General features: G+C 43.7%; 19 protein-coding genes and 2 pseudogenes. 14 read left to right on the top strand and 7 right to left on the bottom strand.

The features are described from left to right. Positions 1-23 precede the first annotated feature (23 nt). The 7 genes and pseudogenes from PGW42_RS10565 to PGW42_RS10535 form a co-directional block, all read right to left on the bottom strand. A complete protein-coding gene (locus tag PGW42_RS10565; RefSeq protein ID WP_173753175.1) occupies positions 24-800 on the bottom strand; it encodes a phage replisome organizer N-terminal domain-containing protein in 777 nt (258 codons plus the stop codon). Positions 801-913: 113 nt separating this feature from the next. Then, positions 914-1,300: a cysteine-rich VLP domain-containing protein gene (locus PGW42_RS10560; protein WP_002591340.1), complete on the bottom strand. Its 387-nt coding sequence runs from the start codon at positions 1,298-1,300 to the stop codon at positions 914-916. Then, positions 1,290-2,936 carry a relaxase/mobilization nuclease domain-containing protein gene (locus tag PGW42_RS10555; RefSeq protein WP_025483260.1) on the bottom strand — a complete coding sequence of 549 codons (1,647 nt, stop codon included), beginning with the start codon at positions 2,934-2,936 and terminating at the stop codon, positions 1,290-1,292. Before PGW42_RS10555 ends, PGW42_RS10560 begins: the two co-directional genes overlap by 11 nt. After that, positions 2,908-3,303: a plasmid mobilization protein gene (locus tag PGW42_RS10550; RefSeq protein WP_025483259.1), complete on the bottom strand. Its 396-nt coding sequence runs from the start codon at positions 3,301-3,303 to the stop codon at positions 2,908-2,910. The genes PGW42_RS10555 and PGW42_RS10550 overlap by 29 nt, the downstream gene beginning before the upstream one ends. A gap of 426 nt (positions 3,304-3,729) precedes the next feature. Next, positions 3,730-4,149 (bottom strand): annotated as a pseudogene (locus PGW42_RS16140) (winged helix-turn-helix domain-containing protein). Positions 4,150-4,355: 206 nt separating this feature from the next. Then, on the bottom strand, positions 4,356-6,518 hold the full coding sequence (locus PGW42_RS10540; protein WP_002591344.1) for a HelD family protein: 2,163 nt from the start codon (positions 6,516-6,518) through the stop codon (positions 4,356-4,358). 686 nt (positions 6,519-7,204) lie between these two features. Next, the gene (locus PGW42_RS10535) at positions 7,205-7,579 is read right to left on the bottom strand and encodes a hypothetical protein (protein WP_002591345.1); all 375 of its coding nucleotides are present in this window, start codon (positions 7,577-7,579) and stop codon (positions 7,205-7,207) included. A gap of 156 nt (positions 7,580-7,735) precedes the next feature. Here PGW42_RS10535 and PGW42_RS10530 point away from each other — a divergent pair. The 14 genes and pseudogenes from PGW42_RS10530 to PGW42_RS10465 form a co-directional block, all read left to right on the top strand. Further along, positions 7,736-10,099: pseudogene (locus PGW42_RS10530) on the top strand (VaFE repeat-containing surface-anchored protein); the annotation flags it as partial. A 178-nt stretch (positions 10,100-10,277) separates the two neighbouring features. Continuing rightward, entirely contained in the window at positions 10,278-10,601 is a 324-nt protein-coding gene (locus PGW42_RS10525) for a YdcP family protein (RefSeq protein ID WP_055060381.1), read from the top strand. 15 nt (positions 10,602-10,616) lie between these two features. Continuing rightward, on the top strand, positions 10,617-11,000 hold the full coding sequence (locus PGW42_RS10520) for a YdcP family protein (RefSeq protein ID WP_270203254.1): 384 nt from the start codon (positions 10,617-10,619) through the stop codon (positions 10,998-11,000). A 13-nt stretch (positions 11,001-11,013) separates the two neighbouring features. Continuing rightward, positions 11,014-12,405 carry an FtsK/SpoIIIE domain-containing protein gene (locus tag PGW42_RS10515; protein WP_270203255.1) on the top strand — a complete coding sequence of 464 codons (1,392 nt, stop codon included), beginning with the start codon at positions 11,014-11,016 and terminating at the stop codon, positions 12,403-12,405. A gap of 185 nt (positions 12,406-12,590) precedes the next feature. Continuing rightward, a complete protein-coding gene (gene mobT, locus PGW42_RS10510) occupies positions 12,591-13,796 on the top strand; it encodes a MobT family relaxase (RefSeq protein ID WP_173774966.1) in 1,206 nt (401 codons plus the stop codon). Positions 13,797-13,799: 3 nt separating this feature from the next. Next, positions 13,800-13,934 (top strand): DUF3789 domain-containing protein, encoded by a 135-nt coding sequence (locus PGW42_RS10505; protein ID WP_005611092.1) that lies wholly within the window; start codon positions 13,800-13,802, stop codon positions 13,932-13,934. Next, complete coding sequence (locus PGW42_RS10500; protein WP_004844214.1) at positions 13,931-14,152, top strand: hypothetical protein; 222 nt, start codon at positions 13,931-13,933, stop codon at positions 14,150-14,152. The genes PGW42_RS10505 and PGW42_RS10500 overlap by 4 nt, the downstream gene beginning before the upstream one ends. Before the next feature lie 5 nt (positions 14,153-14,157). Continuing rightward, the gene (locus PGW42_RS10495) at positions 14,158-14,649 is read left to right on the top strand and encodes an antirestriction protein ArdA (protein ID WP_117961074.1); all 492 of its coding nucleotides are present in this window, start codon (positions 14,158-14,160) and stop codon (positions 14,647-14,649) included. A 57-nt stretch (positions 14,650-14,706) separates the two neighbouring features. Beyond that, positions 14,707-15,210 carry an antirestriction protein ArdA gene (locus tag PGW42_RS10490; RefSeq protein ID WP_117961076.1) on the top strand — a complete coding sequence of 168 codons (504 nt, stop codon included), beginning with the start codon at positions 14,707-14,709 and terminating at the stop codon, positions 15,208-15,210. A gap of 112 nt (positions 15,211-15,322) precedes the next feature. Then, entirely contained in the window at positions 15,323-15,712 is a 390-nt protein-coding gene (locus PGW42_RS10485) for a conjugal transfer protein (protein WP_005611098.1), read from the top strand. After that, a complete protein-coding gene (locus PGW42_RS10480; protein WP_270203256.1) occupies positions 15,699-18,152 on the top strand; it encodes an ATP-binding protein in 2,454 nt (817 codons plus the stop codon). Before PGW42_RS10485 ends, PGW42_RS10480 begins: the two co-directional genes overlap by 14 nt. After that, positions 18,149-20,284: a CD3337/EF1877 family mobilome membrane protein gene (locus tag PGW42_RS10475; RefSeq protein WP_270235141.1), complete on the top strand. Its 2,136-nt coding sequence runs from the start codon at positions 18,149-18,151 to the stop codon at positions 20,282-20,284. The genes PGW42_RS10480 and PGW42_RS10475 overlap by 4 nt, the downstream gene beginning before the upstream one ends. Further along, positions 20,281-21,288, top strand: a complete 1,008-nt coding sequence (locus PGW42_RS10470; protein WP_117961083.1) for a bifunctional lytic transglycosylase/C40 family peptidase — start codon at positions 20,281-20,283, stop codon at positions 21,286-21,288. The genes PGW42_RS10475 and PGW42_RS10470 overlap by 4 nt, the downstream gene beginning before the upstream one ends. A 14-nt stretch (positions 21,289-21,302) precedes the next feature. Further along, positions 21,303-22,205: a conjugal transfer protein gene (locus PGW42_RS10465; RefSeq protein ID WP_118487503.1), complete on the top strand. Its 903-nt coding sequence runs from the start codon at positions 21,303-21,305 to the stop codon at positions 22,203-22,205. Positions 22,206-22,222: the final 17 nt, after the last annotated feature.

Below are 22,222 nucleotides of genomic sequence, written 5' to 3'. Positions count from 1 at the left end.
TACGGGGCGTTCTATCTCTGTTGTCAAAGGCTCTCGCCCTCCCGGTAGGAATAATCGGGTATCTTCTGCTTTGGTGCTTTCTTTGCTTCATCATCAGCCGCCCAGCGCCGGATAGTGGCGGCATGGTTCTTGTATTTCTTCCCGCTGGAAGCGATATAGCCGGATAAGCGGTCAATGTAATATTCCCATTTGCTGGGAAGCTCCGTTTGCAGTTCTGCAAGCTCCTTTTCTGACAGGAATACGTTTTTATATCTGCCAAAAGGGGCGCGGGTGGTCTGTCCGGGTTTTATTTCTCCCTCTCTCTTTATCTCTAACTCTATCTCTATCTCTTTCTCTATCTCTAACTCTAACTCTCTCTCTGGTGGACAAATGTCCGCGGCATATGGTGGACATTTGTCCGCCACGGCTTCCGGGAGTGCTGCCTGTTCCTGCAAAGCCCGCCTTGCGCGGCGTTTGCGCTCCCCCTCGGTAGAGGACTGACCGATTAAAAGCTCTATGTTGCTCATGTACAAAGCCCCGTTCTGCAAGGGTTCTACAAGCCCCAGTTTCATAAAAATCTGCAAGGCTCTTTCCACTGTGCCGACTTGCTGGCGGGTGATTGTGGCTATCATCTGTGCGGTGTAGGGGATATTCTCGTCAAGCTGGAGCTTTCCCCCGTTTTTCAGTGATTTTAGGTACAGCTTCAAGAGAATGTTTGAGTAGAGTACGCCGTCCTGCATACTTTCCAGCAGCACGATAGCGTCCTCGTCAAAATAGTTCTCTTTCAGCTTTAGGTAGTAATATTTGCGGTTGTCTGCCATTCGTTCCTCCTTTGGTCTGTTTTGGGGCTTCTGTCACGCTTTAGGACGCCTTTTTCATGGGTAAAGGATATAAATACCGTCTACCCGTTGAGGGCGGTCAAAAAAGCCTTGGTTTACGGGCTTCTTTCATAGCCTAAATGCGTAGAAAGGCGGTATCTTTTCCGCTGACGCTCCGATTCTTTCCGGCGGCGCACTTTTACGGTGCAGTCCGGGCAGTATTTCCCACGGTTTGACTTGGGGAGAAAATACCCGCCGCACTCGGTACAGCGTTTTCTGTCTGCCCGGTGCAAAAGGGCGGCTTCCAGCTTCCCGTCCAGCGGCAGCACGGCGGCAATGAACCAGCGGCAGAGAAGCGAATAGCTGATACTCTGCACACATACGCAAGGCTCGCCGTTATCCAGTAAGATACAGTTGCCGTTATCGTAATTACAGCACTCATGCACAAGCCGGCAAGCCGCCCGGTACTGTAAATAGTCCATGTATGGGTGTTTATCGTTCATTATCCCGCCCCTTTCCGCGCTCCGGCTCACGCCTTAAAATCTGCTCAATGTTACCCTTGACTGTCTGCAATTCCTTTGTTTTCTCCCGCTTTTCCCGGTACTCGTTGTAAAGCGTGTTTTTCTCCCTCATAAGCTGCTCAATCTCCGCTTGTAAGGTCTTGGAAGCTGGAAGTTTGGTAATGCCGTTTGCCTTAAAATACCGGGTGGCAGCTTCGGCTATCATAAAATCGCTTTCGTGCTGCTCCCGGTAGTTCTTGCGGGCTTTCTCTGTTTTCTGTGCTTTCAGCCCGTCACGGGCGGGCTTGGTCTTGATGTAGGCTAATAGCTGTTTCTGCAAGTCTTTTTTCTCCCGTAAAGTGCTTTCCACGGCTTTCAGTCCGGCGTGGACGCTGTTCAGTTCCGCACTGGCGGTAGCAAGGGCGGCTTCCAGTTCCTCCGGGGAAGAAAAGCCGGATTCCTCGTAAATGCTCATGGTCGCCGCCATTTGCTTTAGGTTGTGGACAGCCGCCCAGCGGTCATATCCTATGCCTTTGCCCTCGGCTCGTTTGGCTTCCCGGTCTACCATGCGCTGTACAGCTTCCCGTTGGGAAATGTCCTGTTTCGGGGCATTTATGACGGCTTTATTACGTTGTAAACGCTCCCTTATGCTGCGGGGGTGTTCCTCTTTGGGTGCGGGCGTTTCGGCGGCTCTGACGGCGTTCTGTGCGTTTATGGTGAGTGTTTCCAGTACGGCGGTGCGGTCAAAATCATCACCCAACTTCCGGGCGGTGACTGGCTTCGTCCTGTCCGGCGTGAGATACGATAACCTCCCCCGGCTCTCCTTGACGGTCACTCCCTGTTGCAGCAGCTTCCCGGAGAAGTCCTCAAAGGAAATGGCAGAGGAAAGGGCAGTGCGGATCGTGCGCCGTAACTTCTCTTTATCGGTTTCAAATTTTGTAAGTTTGGGCGGTTCTCCTGTGGCGGCATGGGAAGCGTTCTCTTTATCCAGTGCGGCTTGTTCTTTCCGTTTCGCCCAATACTCCCGCTCGGTAATGCGGTTCTTGCTCCCGTTCAATAAGTCAATCTGATAGAGGTTTTCCCGGTGGCACATCTCCATGACTTCCGCTTTGAAATATTCCATAGCTGCGTCCGTGCAGCGGTGCTTGCAGCCCTCCCTTGTGTCCGCTGGTCTTTCCATGTAGGGCAGTAGCGGCACTTCCGCAATCCGCAAAGAATTGATTACGATATGCACATGAATGTTGCCGCTGTGGTTATGCCCGTCCGGGTGGGTGCATACAAGGGCTTGGTGTCCGGGGAAATGTTCTCTACAAAACTGCTCGCCCAATTCCTGCGCCCGGTCTACGGTCAAGCCGTTGTCCTGTGCGTCACGGGGGTCAAAACTGATGATATAGTGGTGGCTCTTTACGTCCTCCCGTTTTTGGTTCTTGCCGTATTTCAGATTGGAGCGCATACACGCGATTGCAAAATCTTCATCACCGCAATTCAGAGAGGAAATGAGATAGCCTGTCCTCGGAACAATCTGCCCGTTTTCATCACGGGTGGGCTTCATGGTAAACTCGTCATGCTCAAAGGTTAGGTACTGTTCAGCCGCCCCGTAGTCGGCATTTTTAGAGCTGATATGTTTGAACGTTGCCAACGGCTTCACCTACTTTCTGCAAGACTTCAAACTTCAAGGCGGCAAGCTCCGCTATGGCGGCGCGTACCTCATTGGAGAGTGTGTTATAGGGTGCGCCGTACTCGTTCAGACAGCGGGCAATCTGATTCAAGTTGCCGCCGATTTTCCCGTACTCGGCTGTGAGCTTCCCAACAGCAGAAAGCAGTTCATCATTGACCGGGGAAACGGTAATGACCGGGCGTATGCGTGACTTAATCAGTGCCTGCCGGATATATTCGGACTGGCTCATTTGGCAGAGCGTGACACGCTCGGAAAACTCGGCGTATTCTTCCTCGGTCAAGCGTGTCTTGATTACCCGGTGGCGGTGGGGTGTGTTATATCTTTTCATGGTCGTAGACCTCCTTTCTTTTTGTAATGCTTTGCCCTTTCACTAATAGGAGAAAAACAGGGGCATAAGCGGAAGTGTTTTTTGAAAAATCCGAAAAAATTTTCCGGGGATTTTTCAAAGCGGCGCAAGCCGCAAAAGGCGGGCTTGGGGTGGCAACCCCAACAAGATTCCCGCAGGACAAAATGAGCCGATAGGCGAAATTTGGTACTGTGGTAGAATCTTGCTCTAAGAAAACGGCGTAAACTTCCCCTTCTACTCCTTACTACGCAGAGAAATGAAGATATGGCAAAGTTTTGGGAAACTTTTTGAGAAAACTTTTCGACAAAGCTGGAAAATCAGCACGTTTTTTGGCGCAAAAAAACAGGAAACCTTTTCTTGATTTCCTGTCATGGTATGTCGCTGTGGTGGGCGGCGGTTGTTCTGTTGTTATTCCCCGGAAGCAAACTTGTAGCCTATGCCTAAAACGGTCTTTATGTAGGTGGGCTTGCGGCTGTCCGGCTCTATCTTTTTCCGCAGGTTGTAAATCACGTTGGCAACACTTGAATGGCAAGTATCGCTTTCCATGTTCCAAACGGCTTCAAATATCTGTGTCCTTGTGAGGACAATGCCGGGATTGGAAGCAAGGAATACAAGGGCATTATATTAAAGACGTGTTAGATTGACTTCCTCCCCGTCTTGAAATACCCGGCGTTGGCTCTGCCTTATTTCCAATCCCGGAAAAGATAACACGGAAACGGGTGTAAGCTGCATGGGTTCAAGTCGCATATAATTAGATATTGCCGATATGATTTTGTCAATCGCTGTTTCCTCTTGTTCGTTAAGTGTCAGTAGTAGTAATTTTCCCATGTTCATTACCCCTTTTATCCGTTGAATTTAAACTATATTTTTCTGTCGTGTTTTTTGACAGTAAGCAACAAATATATATCATAGAGAGCGTAATGTCAATTTAATGTCATTAAGAGAATAGGTGGTCTGTCTAATTATTATCATTTTGTTCATTTGCGCCTACGCTGCGTTTGGCATTTTGGCAATTCAATATATTGTAAATTTATCTATATCAGCGGGCTAACCTCATTTTCACAAAATAAGCTAAGTTTGTGAAGTGCTCTTGTGCAGGCAACATATAAGAGGTTTTTATCATCTTCATCATGGTAGTTTTGGCTGTCTGCATCACAAATTAAGACAGCATCAAATTCTAATCCCTTTGACATATATACTGGTAAGATAAACACGCCTTGTAAATCTGATACGCTCCCATTTTTGATTAACTGAATATCAAGTTTGTGTTTAATTTTATTAAATAGATAGATTGAATTTTTTTCGGTTTTACAAATTAAGCATATCGACTGAAACCCTTTCTCCTGGCATAGATTTATTTCCTTAACAATTTCATCAATGAAGATTTCGGAATTATCAGCAATATATACTTTTGGGCTATCGCCATTCCGATTAAAACTTTTTATCTGTGAACTTTTTTCAATGAACTTTAAACTAAAATTTAAAATTTCATTCGTACAACGGAAACTTTTATCCAACATAATAAGAGAAGATTTTTTCTTGTTCAATATTTTTTGAATTTGTTCGTAGAAAGAAATATCTTCTTTTTTGGCAAGAGTCTGTTTCATATCTCCTAAAATAGTAAATTTGGCATTAGAAAATAGCAAATTAAATATTTCATATTGGAGAGGGTAGTAGTCCTGTGCTTCATCAATGACTACCTGCTTAATATTTTTATATTTATTTGTTCCGTATATTTTTAAATACAAATAAGCGATTGCTATTGCGTCATCATAATACAATCTGTCTGCTTCCAAATTTTCCCTAGTATATTCCCATATACTTTTTATGCCTTGTGACAGATTGCTATTTTGCAGCAGGCTATAAAAATAGGCTTCATTGCTAAATAATATTTTATATAATTCAACAATGTCAATTTTTATAAATTTCTGTATTTCCTGCTTGATTAGATTTTTTTCTTCTTTATGCCCCCGCCCTTTTCCTGTTCCAAATATTTGTTCTAAAATATAATCTTCTAATTGTTCTAATTTTATGCCTAATGGTGTTTCTGTTCTTCCTAATATTTTATCTTTTAGAATTTGCCTGCTTACAACGCATTTTCCCTCATAATAAACATCTTCAAATTCTATCCACTGGCGGGGTATATCAATGAGAAATTGGTCTAAAATTTCCCTAAAAAAACTTGACGTTTTAAATTCTATACTATTTCTTGAAATTTCCTTGTATTTTGAATTGACAATCAGGTTTTCTAAAAAATCATTTCTTGACTGAATTTTCCTGCCAATTAATAACGCACTAAGTATATCTTCAAACACGGAAGAAATAACATTATCTTCTCCCAATTCGGGCAATACATTTGAAATATATTGCTCGAATATAGAATTTGGGGAAATAATCATAATGTTATTTGCGGACAGCTTTGTTTGTAAACCTTGATACATAAGATAAGCAGCCCGGTGGAGAGCAATAGAGGTTTTTCCACTTCCCGCTACACCCTGTACCATTAGCAGGTCATTTTCCATATCTCTAATAACCACGTCCTGTTCATGCTGAATTGTTTCAACAATCGCTTTCATTTTAGCAGTAGTGTTTTGTGACAGTAATTGCCTTAAAAATTCATCAACAATCTGAACATCTGAATCAAAGAAATATTCCAGTTTTCCGTTTTTTATTTCATATTGGCGTTTCAAATTGAGTTCGCCTGTTACTCGTCCACATGGAGCGTCATAAAACGCTTCGCCGGTCATAAAACGATAGAAAATACTGGCAATCGGCGATCTCCAATCATAAACATACATCTCTTGATAGCTGTTTTTTCGTAGAGAAGAACGTCCAATGTATATTTTTTCAAATTCGTCCTCATCATCAAATTTAAAATCAATTCGGGCAAAATAGGGCGATTTAATCATCTTTTCTAACAGAAGTATTTTATGTTCTTCTTCTTCGTAATCTATAATTTTGTCTGTTACAGGATTGATATATTGGCTTAATTCAACAAGTGCCTCGAAACCGTCCGATGTATACAGTGATGTAATACCGTGTTCTGTATTTTCACGCACATCTTTTTTGGCTTCGATAATTTCTGATTTCTTTTTGTCTGCCGCTTCTTTTGCCTGCTTTAATTGTTCCTCGGCTAAAGAGATTGTTTGTGCTAATCTTTTTTCTTCAAACGCTTTTTCTGTCTGATTATTCCCCATAATGATTATGACCTCCTTGAAAAATGAAAGAAAATTTTACTGAAACATTGCTAGGCTAGTTTAGCATGTGTCAGCTTATATAAACAGTCTTGTATTTATAAAATTTGTATGGTATTATTACAGTGGGAAGAAGTATGTTAGATATTTGATTTCTGCAAGCATATCAATTCTAATACGGACGTGTAATTAAAACAATAAAAAAATTGGGACAAAGCAGTTATACCACTATGTCCCAATTTGCTATTACTCCATATCTTCAGCAGACAGAAACACAAGCCCGACAAATTCTTCCTCAATCAGTTTCTTCAACTTTTCCACTGTGCTCTATGCAGGCTCCCGTATCTCCATTCCAACCTATAATCTCTTTCTGTAAAAGCAAATCTTGTTCTGTGAAAAAATGAGTTGGATTCCGTAGTAGTCGGCATTGTGCGTAATGTGTATAACTGACTGTATCATGGAATTGTGGGTAACTCTGTTTGCAGGACGTGGGAAAGCTGCACTTTAGCTTTTCCATGTGCTGTGAATAGAGTTATCCATGATTCCATAGCCTGTTATGCACATTTCCACAATGTTTGTCTTTTGGTCGTTGGTTCGGAAAAGAAAAGCCCTGTATGTTATTATATACAGAGCCATTCTAATCTTTTTTTATCCACTACATAGAGCGTTTCCTTTCTGCAAAATTCATTTTACAGAGTGATACCCGCCTTTTTTGCAAAGTAGTCTTTTCTCCCGGTAAGCTCTGACTGTTTTTCCTTTGGAAGATTGTTGAATAAATCATCATAAAGAACATCAGCTAACTGCATTTCTCTCGCAAGCAAAAATACATTTAGACTAAGCCATTCCTCCCAAAGCCCCTCAAATAAGCTGTTACTGTCTGTATAGGTGTCAAGCTCCTCAAAGCCATGTGACGCTGTATAGCATTGCAGTTTAACAAAGCCATACCTACCAACATCAACCAACAAAATATCTTCGTCCTCTATTTCGTACAGTTCCTCAAACACATCAATCACTTTGCGACACTTTTCCCGTTCTTCCTCTGTGATATATACTGTTTTTTCCATGCTCAATTACCTCTATCCTTTCAAATTGTGGAATACTGTTTTCAGTTTTCTTCTACTTCTGAACCACATATTTGAAATGCCATATATGCCATTTTATACGGAATAGAGGTTGGCTGTCTGCATTTATCAGTGTGTTACTTTATGGCACATGAGCATTCTGATAAGGGCTGTAACAGCCAGCTTGCCACACTTACTGCCGATGGAAACGGCGATACCAAAGAAGTTGAGGTAAAAGCCGGAACAGTTTACATCAAAGAACTTTCTGCTCCAAAGGGTTACAAGCTGGATTCTACTGTCCATGCCTTAAATGTGGAAGTTGGAAAAACAGCGACTTTGACTGTTGCCGACACTCCAAAAGTTACAGAAACTTTGATTGATTTATTCAAAATCGACATGGAAACAGGAAAATCCACTCCACAGGGAACTGCTTCTTTAGAGGGTGCGGAGTTCACATGGAGCTATTATGACGGTTACTACAATGCAGACAATCTTCCTGCAAAGGCTACCCGTACATGGACAACAAAAACCGTTGCCGAAAAAGACAGTGACGGAACTATCCATTATGTATCCAGACTTGCCGACAGCTACAAAGTATCCGGCGACAGCTTCTATACACAGGACAGTAAAAATGTACTGCCACTTGGTACACTCACTGTCACAGAAACAAAAGCACCAAACGGCTACTTATTAGATGGTGCATATATGCAGGCTGACGGAAGTTCCGAACAGATTAAGGGAACATACCTTACACAGATTTCCGAAGATGGCGAACTTGCCGTACTATCTGGAAGCAACCAGTATTCCGTATCCGACAAGGTTATCCGTGGCGGTGTAAAAATCCAGAAGCGTGACCTTGAAACAAAGGATATCAAAGCACAGGGAAGTGCGACCTTACAGTACACAGAGTTTAACATCATTTCCTTAAATGATAATCCTGTACTGGTTGAGGGAAAATTATATAACAAGAATGAAACCGTAAAGAAGATTCAGACAGGTATTGACGGAATCGCTTCTACTTCTGCTGACTTGCTTCCTTACGGAAATTACAGATTAGAAGAAAGCAAAGCACCAGAGGGCTACTTAACAGATGGTGCAAAAGCAATCGACTTTTCTATCACAGAAGATGGAAAAATCGTGGACTTGACCGACAAATCCCACTCTGTCTACAACCAGATTAAGCGTGGCGATATTGAGGGTGTAAAAATCGGTGCAGGTACACATAAACGTCTTGCAGGTGTTCCATTCAGAATTACAAGCAAGACAACGGGAGAATCCCATAATGTAGTTACTGATAAAAACGGTCAGTTCTCTACTGCTTCAAGCTGGGCTTCCCACAAGGTCAATACCAATGCCGGAAAATCCAGTGAGGACGGTGTATGGTTTGGTACATCTGAACCAGACGACAGCAAAGGTGCATTACTCTATGATACCTATGTGATTGAGGAATTAAAGTGTGATTCCAACGCCGGATTTAAGCTGATTCCAGCTTTTGAGGTAGTCGTATCCAGAAATAAAGTGACCGTAGATTTAGGGACACTGACCGATGAATACGAAAAAGAAATCACAATCCATACCACAGCTACCGACAAGAAAACAGGCGAAAAAATGATTGTTGCCGGAAAAGACATCAAGATCGTGGACAAAGTCACACTTGATGGCTTGGAAGTTGGAACAAAATATAAACTTTCCGGCTGGCAGATGTTAAAGGAAGAAAACGCCGAACTTCTGATTGACGGGAAACGTGTAGACAGTGATTACACATTCACTGCTGACAGCGAAAAAATGACGGTTGAGATTACTTACAGCTTTGATGGTTCAGCTCTTGGCGGTAAGAACCTTGTTACATTTGAGGAATTGTACGATATGAGCAATCCGAAAGAGCCTGTCAAGGTTGCCGAACATAAAGACATCAACGATGATGGACAGACGGTTCTTATCACGGAACGTATCATCAAAATCCATACGACTGCTACGGACAAGAACGGCAAGAAAGAAATCGAAGCCGGAAAAGATGTAACGATTGTGGATAAAGTCACATTAGATGGTCTGGAAGTTGGAACAAAATACAAACTTTCCGGCTGGCAGATGTTAAAAGAGGAAAATGCAGAACTTCTGATTGATGGAAAGAAAGTATCCAATGATTATGAGTTCACAGCCGACAGTGAAAAAATGACGGTTGAGATTGCGTTTACCTTTGATGGTTCTTCACTTGGTGGTAAAAACCTTGTTACCTTTGAGGAATTATACGATATGACCAATCCAGACGAACCAAAGAAAGTGACGGAACATAAGGACATCACAGACGATGGACAGACCGTGACAATCAAGGAAGTGCCGGAAGTCCCAGACACACCAAAGGATACCGACACGCCGGATACAGCATCTACGGTTACTAAGACAAGTGACAGTCCAAAAACAGGCGACAATACCAATATCTATGCTTATCTTGCCATGCTCGGTCTTTCCTGCGTAGGGCTTGGCGGGATGCTTTACTTCAAACGCCGTAGAAAAAAATCGTAAGGCAGTAACGTAGCGGTCGGTGGAACGTTCAAGGTCGCCACCCTTTTTGCAACTTCACGCTCCCGTGAAGCACTTGGTTTACGGGAGCGTGAAGTCCACTAGGGGCGTGGGGAGTGTAGCTCCCCACAAAGTACAGCAGGAAAGAAAATAAAACAGAAAGAAAAGAGGTCAATTATTTATGGAATTAAGATTTGTCGTACCAAACATGGAAAAGACATTCGGAAACTTGGAGTTTGCCGGAGAAAATACTACGGAACAACAGAGAATCAACGGGCGTATAGCTGTCATTAACAGAAGCTACAACCTGTATTCCGATGTACAGAGAGCCGATGATGTAGTTGTGACACTTCCTGCCAAAGCTGGCGAAAAACATTTCTCGCCGGAGCAGAAAGTAAAACTTATCAACCCACGAATCACTACCGATGGTTATAAAATCGGGGAACGTGGATTTGTCAATTACATCTTACTTGCAGACGATATGTTACCAGTAGAAAATAAATAAGGGGGTATTCAGATTATGAGATTAGCAAATGGAATCGTCATTGATAAAGAAAAGACATTCGGAGTGTTGAAGTTCTCCGCATTACGCCGTGAGGTTCATGTACAGAATGAAGATGGGACGGTCAGTGAGGAAATCAAGGAACGTACTTACGATTTAAAATGCAACACACAGGGACGCATGATACAGGTATCCGTTCCGGCGACTGTTCCGTTAAAGGACTATGACTACAACGCCGAAGTGGAACTTATCAACCCTGTTGCGGATACGGTAGCCAATGCGAATTACCGTGGTGCAGATGTGGACTGGTATGTAAAGGCAGATGATATTATTTTGAAAAATAAAGCTACTCATGCCGGAAATTCACAGAACAATGCTCCACAGCAAACGTCTAAGAAATAAGAGGTGTTAGCGTATGTTGTGGAAGAAGAAAGGCAACAGGATTCGTGCCAGTGACAAATCGCTGGTCTATCATTTCTGTATCGGCTGGTTGTTGCTCCTGTTCGTTGCGGTGTTCCTGCTACTGAACCTGCGACAGCTTCTTGTTACCGAATGGAAAGATTTTAACCTGCTCCATGCCGGAATTACTTGGACTGTCTACAATTCTATTACGGTTCTGATAGCGACTGGTGTTTGTGCATTGGTCGCTTTTCTCTACTATCGTTACGGATATGACAGTATCAAGCGGTTGCTACACAGACAAAAATTGGCTCGTATGGTGTTGGAAAATAAATGGTATGAAGCGGAGAACACAAAAGACAGCGTTTTTTTCACTGACCTGCAAAGCAGATCAAGAGAAAAAATCGTGTGGTTTCCGAAAATCTACTACCAGATGGACAATGGATTACTCCATATCTTGTGTGAAATCACAATGGGAAAATATCAAGAACAGCTCCTGTCCTTAGAGGATAAACTGGAATCGGGACTGTACTGTGAGCTGACCGACAAGACACTGCATGACGGCTATATCGAATACACCCTGCTCTATGATATGATAGCGAACCGTATTTCGATTGATGAAGTGATTGCCGAAAACGGCGGTCTGCGGTTAATGAAAAATCTGGTGTGGGAATACGATTCACTTCCCCATGCCCTTATCTGCGGTGGTACAGGTGGTGGAAAAACCTATTTTCTGCTGACCATCATTGAAGCCTTGCTTAGAACCAATGCGGATTTATACATTCTTGACCCGAAGAACGCTGACCTTGCAGACTTGGGAATGGTCATGGAAAATGTCTACCACACGAAAGACGATATGATTGACTGCGTCAATGCCTTTTATGAGGGCATGGTCACACGCTCGGAAGAAATGAAACTGCACCCGAACTACCGTACAGGGGAAAACTATGCCTATCTGGGGCTTGCTCCACAGTTCCTTATCTTTGATGAATACGTGGCTTTCCTAGAAATGCTCGCGACAAAAGAAAGCACCGCCCTGTTAAGCCAGCTAAAGAAAATCGTCATGCTCGGCAGGCAGGCTGGATACTTTCTGATTGTGGCTTGCCAGCGTCCAGACGCAAAGTATTTCGGGGACGGTATCAGAGATAATTTCAATTTCCGTGTGGGACTTGGTCGCATGAGTGAACTCGGCTACGGTATGCTCTTTGGAAGTGATGTAAAAAAACAGTTTTTCCAGAAGCGAATCAAAGGACGTGGATACTGTGATGTGGGAACAAGTGTCATATCGGAATTTTATACTCCCCTTGTACCTAAAGGCTATGATTTCTTAGGTACGATTGGGGGACTTGCACACATAAGGCAGGACGGACAGGTGGCGTGCGAAGCGAAAGCCACAGGTACGGACTAGCCTTGCTGGTGTGGCGGTAGCCACGCCAGCAAACAACAGCCCCTCGGTATCTAACAGAGGGGCACAAATCACAAGGAAACATACACAAAAGTTACCGATTCTTGGCTCATATCAAGTGTTTGGTAGCTTTTTTTACTGCTGTGACATCGGATAAAAAATGTCACAGTTTTTTTCATAAAGGGGGTATCGCACTGAATGATACAGAGTGGATACAGGATTTTGCAGACAGGCGTTTGCAGTACGGTGTATCCCAGACGAAACTTGCGGTCATGGCTGGAATCAGCCGTGAACATTTAAGCCGTATCGAATCCGGCAAGGTGGCGGTCACAGAAGAAATGAAAGTAAAACTTCTGGAAGCTCTGGAAAAATTCAATCCAGAAGCACCGCTTACCATGCTGTTTGATTATGTGAGGATACGGTTTCCGACACTGGATATTGGACATATCATCAAAGATATTTTACAGCTCAATATTCAGTACATGATACATGAGGACTTCGGGCATTACAGTTATACAGAACACTACTACATCGGAGATATTTTCGTATATACTTCTCCCGATGAAGAAAAAGGTGTCCTGTTGGAACTGAAAGGCAAAGGCTGTCGCCAGTTTGAAAGTTATCTGCTGGCACAGGAACGGAGCTGGTATGACTTCCTTATGGACGCTCTGGTAGACGGCGGTGTGATGAAACGTCTTGACCTTGCCATCAATGACCATACAGGAATGTTGGATATTCCAGAGCTGACCGAAAAATGCCGGAATGAGGAATGTGTATCGGTGTTCCGTTCCTTTAAGTCCTACGCTTCCGGCGAACTGGTTAAGCATGAGGAACAGGACAAGGCTGGTATGGGCTATACGCTTTATATCGGCTCATTGAAAAGTGAGGTGTACTTCTGTGTCTATGAAAAAAGCTATGAGCAGTACATCAAACTTGGGATTCCCATTGAGGAAGCACCGATAAAAAACAGATTTGAAATACGGTTAAAAAATGAACGTGCTTATTATGCTGTCCGTGACCTGCTGACTTACTATGACGCTGAACGGACGGCATTTTCTATTATCAACCGTTATGTACGCTTTGTGGATAAGGAAGCAGACAAGAAACGGAGCGACTGGAAATTATCTGTCCGCTGGGCGTGGTTCATCGGGGAAAACAGAGAGCCGTTAAAGCTCACGACCAAACCCGAACCCTACACACTGGACAGAACCCTACGCTGGATTCAACGGCAGGTTGACCCGACACTCAAAATGCTGGAAACAATCACAGCGAAAACAGGGATTGATTATCTGAAAGAAATCCGTAAATCCACGAAACTGACGGAAAAGCACTACAAGATAATCGAACAACAGACCACATCAACCGAAGATGTGATTTTAGAAAAGGAGAATTGAAAAATGCAACGATTATTATTTGACTTTCTGTTCTTCTCTTTAGGTGGAACAGTTGGCGTGATTGCCATGTGTATTTTACAGGCTGGCAGACAGTCTGACCGAAAAATGATGGAACTGAAAGGAGAAAAGAAAGCATGAATTTTGGACAGAACCTTTATAACTGGTTTTTAAGCAACGCACAGAGCCTTGTGCTGATGGCGATTGTTGTTATCGGAATCTACTTGGGATTCAAGCGTGAGTTTTCCAAACTCATCGGATTCTTGGTAGTTGCCTTAGTAGCCGTTGGTCTTGTATTCAATGCGTCTGGTGTAAAAGACGTATTGTTACAGTTATTCAATAAGATTATTGGAGCGTAAAGCCTATGAAAGAATGTAGCGTATTGATTGAAACGACAAAATCAGCAGAGGATAAAACCTCTCGCTGGTTTGATTTACCCATTGATTATGAGCTGTTCCGTGACCTGCTCGGCGTGGAAGTTGACAGCAAAGATTATCAAATCATTGATATGAAGCTCCCCTTTGCTGGCGACATTGTAAGGACAACATCTGTCAGACGGTTAAACAAGCTGTACTTTACTTACACGGATTTATCGCCAGAAGTTCAGCAGGCATACAAAGACTTGATTCCCTATTGTGGCGGTGTAGAGGATTTATTGCAGAAATCCGAAGAATTTCTGTTTTATCCAGAGTGCCACAACATCATGGACGTTGCCCGTTACCGCTTGGAGCATAACATTGAATTTTCTGCTCTCTCCGAAAAGGGAAAGAAATATTTTAATCTGGAAGCCTACGCCCATGAGCTGGAAGAAAAAGGACGCTATGCCCTCTGCAACAACGGTATGTTCAAGCTCTAATGGTGGTATTGCTTATGGCAGATTTTATGAATACAACCGAAAGGAAGTGAACCGCTTATGATTGATGATATGCAAGTCTATATAGCCAATCTTGGCAAGTACAATGAGGGAGAGCTGGTCGGGGACTGGTTCTCTTTTCCGTTGGACGAAGAAGTGATTGCAGAACGTATCGGCTTAAATGCAGAGTACGAAGAATACGCAATCCATGATACGGACAACTTCCCGATGGAGATTAGCGAATATATTTCCATTTCAGAATTGAACCGTATCTATGAGCAGTTGGAAGAATTACCAGACTATATGCTGGACGACTTGGACAGTTTTATATCCTGCTATGGAAGTCTGGAAGAATTGGTGGAGCATAAAGACGACATTATTCTATATTCCGGCTGTGAAACGATGACCGATGTAGCCTACTATCTGATTGATGAAGTACAGGCACTCGGAGAAATCCCGTCCCACTTACAGAACTATATCGACTATGAAGCCTACGGGCGTGACCTCAATATAGAGGGAACATTTATTGAAACAAATGCTGGTATCTGTGAGGTACTGCGTTAAGGGCTGGCAGATCAGCACCGCCACTGGTGCTACTGTCAGCTTTTCTCTTGGGTCAGTCTGGGAAATCTGGCTGTCCCTGTTGTTATGAAAATGAAGAAAGGAGCATTTACAAGTGAAGAAAATTCGAAGTTATACAAGTATCTGGAACGTGGAAAAGGTACTGTATGCCATCAATGATGTAAACCTGCCATTCCCCGTGACCTTTACCCAGATTACATGGTTCGTGCTGACGGAATTTATCATCATTCTGTTTGCAGATGTACCGCCACTTTCCATGATTGAGGGTGCGTTTTTGAAATATTTCGGGATTCCCGTTGCCCTTACATGGTTTATGTCACAGAAAACCTTTGACGGGAAAAAGCCATACAGTTACATCAAGACGATGGTGCTGTATGCTCTGCGTCCCAAAGTGACTTATGCCGGAAAAGCCGTGAACCTGCATAAGCAGAAATTTGAGGAAACTATCACGGCAGTAAGGAGTGTGACCTATGTTCCCGATTAAATATATCGACAATAACCTTGTCTGGAATAAGGACAATGAGGTGTTCGCCTACTATGAGCTGATACCGTACAATTATTCATTCTTATCCCCAGAACAGAAATACCTTGTGCATGACAGCTTCCGTCAGCTTATCGCACAGTCTCGTGAGGGAAAGATTCATGCGTTGCAGATTGCAACCGAAAGTTCAATCCGAAGCATACAGGAACAGTCAAAGAAGCTGGTCATTGGAAAGCTCCGTGAGGTAGCAATCCAAAAGATAGACGACCAGACCGAAGCCCTTGTATCCATGATAGGCGACAATCAAGTAGATTACCGTTTCTTTCTGGGATTCAAGCTCATGGTCACAGAGGACGAAGTCAATCTGAAGAACATCAAAAAATCGGTATTTCTGACATTCCGTGAGTTTTTGAATGAGGTAAGGCATACGCTGATGAACGACTTTGTTTCTATGAGCAATGATGAAATCAACCGTTATGTGAAGATGGAGAAATTACTGGAAAACAAAATCTCCCGTAGGTTCAAAATCCGCCGACTGGAAGCCAAAGACTTTGCGTATCTGATGGAACACCTCTACGGCAGGGACGGGATAGCCTATGAAGATTATGAGTATCCTCTTCCAAAAAGAAAATTAAAAAGAGAAACACTGATTAAGTATTATGACCTTATCCGTCCTACCCGTTGCGTGGTGGAAGAAAGCCAGCGATATTTGCGTCTGGAACATGAGGACAGTGAAAGCTATGTGTCCTACCTTACGGTCAATGCCATTGTCGGAGAACTGGACTTCCCATCATCGGAAATCTTTTATTTCCAGCAACAGCAGTTCACATTCCCTGTGGATACGTCCATGAATGTTGAGATTGTCGGAAATAAGAAAGCCTTAACCACTGTCCGTAATAAGAAAAAGGAATTAAAGGACTTGGACAATCACGCCTATCAAGCCGGAAATGAAACAAGTTCAAATGTGGTGGAAGCCTTAGACAGTGTCGATGAACTGGAAACAGATTTAGACCAGAGCAAGGAAAGTATGTACAAGTTAAGTTACGTCATACGGGTATCTGCACCCGATCTTGACGAACTGAAACGCCGTTGTGATGAAATCAAGGACTTTTACGATGATTTGAATGTGAAGCTGGTTCGCCCTGCCGGAGATATGATGGGACTGCATGGAGAGTTTCTTCCAGCCAGCAAACGTTATATCAATGATTATATCCAGTATGTGAAATCCGACTTTTTAGCCGGACTTGGTTTTGGTGCTACCCAGATGTTGGGAGAAAATACAGGAATCTATATCGGGTATTCCGTGGATACAGGAAGAAATGTCTACCTGCAACCGTCCCTTGCCAGTCAAGGGGTAAAAGGTACGGTCACAAATGCGTTGGCTTCTGCTTTTGTAGGTTCGCTTGGTGGTGGAAAATCATTCTGTAATAACCTGCTGGTGTATTATTCCGTTCTGTTCGGTGGACAGGCAGTTATCCTAGACCCGAAAAGTGAGCGTGGAAACTGGAAAGAAACACTGCCGGAGATTGCAGAGGAAATCAACATTGTAAACATTACCAGTGATTCCAGCAATCAAGGGCTGTTAGACCCGTATGTGATTATGAAAGATGTCAAGGACGCTGAAAGTCTTGCCATTGATATTCTGACGTTCCTTACAGGTATCAGCAGTCGTGATGGCGAAAAGTTTCCTGTCCTTAGAAAAGCTGTCCGCACGGTATCCCAGAATCAGAACCACGGGCTGTTGCAGGTCATTGAGGAACTGCGGAAAGAGGATACCGCCGTATCCCGTAACATTGCAGACCATATCGAAAGTTTTACTGACTATGATTTTGCACAGCTCCTGTTCTCGGACGGTTCGGTGGAAAATGCAATCAGTCTGGATAACCAGCTCAACATCATACAGGTTGCAGATTTGGTTCTGCCGGATAAGGATACTACCTTTGAGGAATACACGACCATTGAACTGTTGTCGGTATCCATCTTAATTGTTATCAGTACCTTTGCCCTTGACTTTATTCACAGTGACCGAAGCATTTTTAAAATCGTGGATTTGGACGAAGCATGGGCGTTCTTAAATGTGGCACAGGGCGAAACACTCTCAAATAAACTGGTGCGTGCTGGCAGAGCCATGAACGCCGGAGTCTATTTCGTGACACAATCCTCTGGGGACGTATCGAAAGAAAGTCTGAAAAATAACATCGGTTTAAAGTTTGCTTTCCGCTCCACAGATACCAATGAAATCAAGCAGACCTTAGAGTTTTTCGGGCTGGACAGTGAGGACGAAAACAATCAGAAACGGTTGAGGGATTTGGAGAACGGACAATGCTTAATGCAGGATTTATACGGGCGTGTCGGTGTGGTACAGATACACCCTGTCTTTGTAGAACTGCTCCATGCCTTTGATACCAGACCGCCGATAAAAAGTGAGGTGGATTTGGAATGATAAAATCTATCACAAGAGAAAAGGTATTCCATGTACTGAAACTGGTACTGCTTGCCGTGACCGTTACGCTGGCACTGCTGTCCCTGCTTGGGACGGTAGCTCATGCGTCTGGACTGGTCGATGATACGATCAATGCAGACAACCTGTATTCAAAGTATCCGCTTTCCAACTATCAGCTTGATTTCTATGTGGACAATAGCTGGTCTTGGCTACCGTGGAACTGGCTGGACGGCATTGGAAAATCGGTGCAGTACGGGCTTTACTGTATCACAAATTTTGTCTGGACAATCAGCCTGTATCTTAGCAATGCCACAGGATATGTGGTGCAACAGGCGTATAAGCTGGACTTCATCAATGACATGGCAGACAGTATCGGGAAAAGTATCCAGACACTTGCCGGAGTGACCGAACATGGATTTTCCAGCAGTGGATTCTATGTGGGATTCCTGCTCATTATCATTCTGATTGTAGGTGTTTACACTGCCTATACAGGACTTCTCAAACGGGAAACCAGCAAGGCACTTCACGCCGTTATCAATTTTGTGGTGGTGTTCATCGTATCGGCTTCCTTTATTGCTTATGCTCCTAACTATATCCAGAAAATCAATGATTTCAGTTCGGACATCAGCACCGCTTCTTTGGACTTGGGGACAAAAATCATGCTCCCCGATTCAGAAAGCAAAGGCAAGGACAGCGTAGACCTTATCCGTGACAGCCTTTTTGCGATACAGGTAGAAAAACCGTGGCTGTTGTTGCAGTTCGGGAATAGCGATACCGAAGAAATCGGGACTGACCGTGTGGAAGCGCTGGTATCTGCCAGCCCGTCAGACGAAGATGGGGAAACAAGGGAAAATGTTGTGAAAGCAGAGATTGAAGATAACGACAATGACAACCTTACCATTCCACAGGTCGTCAACCGTCTTGGCATGGTGTTCTTCCTGCTTATTTTCAATCTCGGTATCACAATCTTTATCTTCCTGCTTACCGGCATGATGTTATTTTCCCAGATACTATTTATCATATATGCCATGTTTTTACCGATTAGTTTTTTACTGTCCATGATACCAACCTATGAGAACATGGCGAAACAGGCAGTTGTCCGTGTATTCAACGCCATTATGACAAGAGCTGGAATCACGCTGATTGTGACCGTGGCATTTTCGATTTCCAGTATGTTCTACAACATTTCCAAGGATTACCCGTTCTTCATGGTGGCGTTTTTGCAGATAATCTGTTTTGCCGGAATCTACATGAAGCTCGGAGAACTAATGAGTATGTTCAGCCTGAATGCCAATGACAGCCAGCAGATAGGTCGCCGGATTTTCCGTAGACCGATGGTGTTCATGCGACACAGGGCAAGACGTATGGAACACCGGATTGCAAGGGCTGTCGGTGCTGGAAGTGTTGCAGGTGCGGTGGCAGGTGCAAGTGTTGCCAGAGCCGGAAAGCCAGCAACGAACCAACCGCCAAAGAAACGGGAAAATACCTCTGCCAGCATGGGAAGTCGTGTCGGTTCTGCGGTGGGTGCTGTGATGGATACAAAAAATAAAGTCCGTGACAGTGTTTCCTCACTTAAAGAAAATGTGAAAGATTTACCGACACAGGCTGGTTATGCTGTCCATTCTGCCAAACAGAAAGCAAAGGATAATGTATCAGACTTTAAGCGTGGCGTTGTGGAAGAACGGGAAAACCGACAGGAACAGCGTACACAGAAACGTAACCTGCACAGGGAAAATATCTCACAGAAAAAGCAGGAATTACAGAAAGCACAGGAAGCAAAGCAGACAGTTCATGCGAATGGATCAGCGACAGCCGGAGCTACCAGAAGCCATGAACGCCCTGTTGCCACACCTGTTCCAAAACCTGCACCGACCGATACAGTTACGAAGCCAGATATGAAACGTCCTGCTACTTCTCCTGTGATAAAAAATGCAGAAGTCAAGGCTGGAAAAGAAACTATCCGAACCAACATCAGACAGGAACAACAGGTCAAATCGGTTGCCAGAACAAACCAGACAAACATAGAGGAATCCAGAAGTAATCGAAAGAAAACCACTGTACAGAAACAGGTCAACCAAAAACAGAATCGTAAGACTGTTACGAAGCAACCAGAGAAGGGATGGAAGAAATGAGATTAAAGCGTATCTTTATCATAGGTACGATATTTCCTGTCCTTTTTTCCATCGTCCTCTTTTTCGGAATATTGATTTCCGGCGAAGATGACGACAGTTCCAACAGCTATTCGCCTGTCTACTCTGGCATGAACCTGTCAGCCGATGTATTCAAACATCAGCCAATGGTAGAAAAGTACGCCAGAGAAAACGGTATCTCGGAGTATGTGAACGTCCTGCTTGCCATCATACAGGTGGAAAGTGGCGGTACGGCTACCGATGTCATGCAGTCCAGCGAAAGTCTGGGACTACCGCCAAACTCATTAAGTACAGAAGAGTCAATAAAGCAGGGGTGTAAATATTTTGCGTCCCTGCTTTCTTCCTGTAAAGCAAAAGGCATGAATGACATTAACGTGGTCATTCAATCTTATAACTATGGTGGTGGATATGCAGACTATGTGGCGAAGAACGGGAAAAAGCACAGCTTCAATCTTGCAGAGAATTTCGCAAAGAATAAATCCGGCGGTACAAAAGTGACCTATACGAACCCAATAGCAGTCAGTAAAAATGGTGGCTGGCGTTATAACTACGGAAATATGTTCTATGTGGAGCTGGTCAACCAATATCTGACCGTGAAGCAGTTCAGCAACGAAACGGTACAGGCAGTTATGAATGAAGCATTGAAGTATCAAGGCTGGAAGTATGTCTACGGTGGCAGTAACCCGAACACCTCTTTTGACTGTTCTGGTCTTACCCAGTGGTGCTACGGAAAAGCAGAAATCAGCCTGCCACGAACCGCACAAGCACAGTATGACGCAACTCAGCATATCCCATTGTCACAGGCACAGGCTGGCGATTTGGTCTTTTTCCATTCCACTTACAATACCAGCGACTATGTTACCCATGTAGGAATCTATGTGGGAAACAATCAGATGTATCATGCCGGAAATCCAATCGGCTATACCGATTTGACCTCTGCCTACTGGCAACAGCACATCATTTGTGCCGGAAGAATCAAACAATAGAAAGGACTTGAAATATGTTTAAGAAGAAAGAAAAAATAGAGAAAGCACCTAAGAATAAGAAAGTGCGTACCATGAAAGTCGGGACACATAAAAAATCTGTCCTGCTGTTGTGGGTGGTGCTTCTGACAAGCACCAGCTTTGGTGTGTATAAGAACTTTACCGCCATTGACACCCACACGGTACATGAAAAAGAAATCATTCAGCTAAGATTGAACGATACTAACGGTATTGAGAATTTCGTCAAGAACTTTGCAAAAGCCTACTACTCATGGGATACCAGCAAGGAAGCCATTGAAGCAAGGACAACAGAAATCAGTAAATACCTTACCAAAGAATTGCAGGACTTGAACGCCGATACCATCAGAACGGACATACCAACCAGTGCTACTGTTACAAATGTGCTGGTCTGGAATGTAGAACAGTCTGGAACGGACGATTTTACCGTTGCCTACGAAGTAGATCAGCAGGTAAAAGAGGGAGAACAGACACAGGCAGTCACAGAAAATTACACTGTAACCGTTCATGTGGATAAGGACGGTGCAATGGTCATTACCCAGAATCCTACCCTTGCTCCGGCAATGCAGAAATCAAAGTATGAACCGAAAGCACAGGAAGCCGATGTCAGTGTCAGCTCCGATTCAGTCAAAGACGCTACCGCTTTCTTGGAAACATTCTTTAAGCTGTACCCGACAGCTACGGAAAAGGAACTTGCCTACTATGTCAAAGACGGTGTGCTTGCTCCTGTATCCGGCGACTATGTATTTTCAGAACTGGTAAACCCTGTCTTTACCAAAGACGGCGATAATCTTAATGTCAGTGTGTCTGTGAAATATCTGGATAACAAGTCGAAAATGACACAAATTTCGCAGTATGAGCTTGTGCTTCATAAGGACGATAACTGGAAGATTGTAGAATAAATATTACAGCAGAATAG

It is taken from the genome of Coprococcus sp. TM115-187, assembly GCF_027679115.1.
GTDB lineage: Bacteria > Bacillota > Clostridia > Lachnospirales > Lachnospiraceae > Allocoprococcus > Allocoprococcus comes.
This window is presented reverse-complemented; position numbering and strand designations above follow the sequence as displayed.